This window comes from Serratia sp. 506_PEND, from assembly GCF_001076875.1.
Lineage (GTDB): Bacteria > Pseudomonadota > Gammaproteobacteria > Enterobacterales > Enterobacteriaceae > Serratia > Serratia marcescens.
Genome location: NZ_JVEL01000316.1, coordinates 1 through 628 on the forward strand (window position 1 = coordinate 1; position 628 = coordinate 628).

Sequence of the window (628 nt, forward strand, 5' to 3'; positions counted from 1 at the left end):
CGCTGGGTATTCGTTCCGAGAAGATGATCCAGCGCGAGATCCAGCGCACCGAAGCAGCATACAACCGTCTGGCCAACTCCGGCACGCTGTCGGCACAAGAGCAGGAACGTGCATTCGCCGCTACGCAAAGAAAGGTCTCAGCGCTGCGCAAAGAACTGCGAGGTGCGGCAACCGATGAAGAACATCTGGCCAGCCTGGGTAAAAAAATGCTGGTTGCCGGCGGAGCCATAGCTGCTGGCGCACATTATCTTGCGCCTAAAATTGATAACAGTTCCGAGTACAGCATGGAGCTGATGAAACTCTCAAACAGGGTGTTCCATGACCGCGATGAGGCGGGGCGCCAGAAAGGTAAGCAGCAAATAAACAACACCGTCAAAAAAGCGATAGAACTCGGTGGGGGTGATATCGGCGACACATTGCAAGGTTACGAGGGGCTGGTTTCCTCCCAGGCATTTACGCCGCAACAAGTCGACGAATTATTGCCGCGCATCAATATGACAGCCGCATCCGTCGGTGCAAATCCCTACAAGGTCGCGGAACTGGCTTCATCGTTGCATTACTTTAAAATTCCCACCGATAAACTCCCCAATGCGTTAAGCGGCATTGTCAGAATGGGCCAGATGGGGCC

Annotated in this window: 1 pseudogene; it reads left to right on the forward strand. The window is 54.0% G+C overall.

Annotated elements, in window-relative coordinates:
- Window positions 1–628 (forward strand): annotated as a pseudogene (locus tag ADK28_RS32125) (phage tail tape measure protein); the annotation flags it as partial.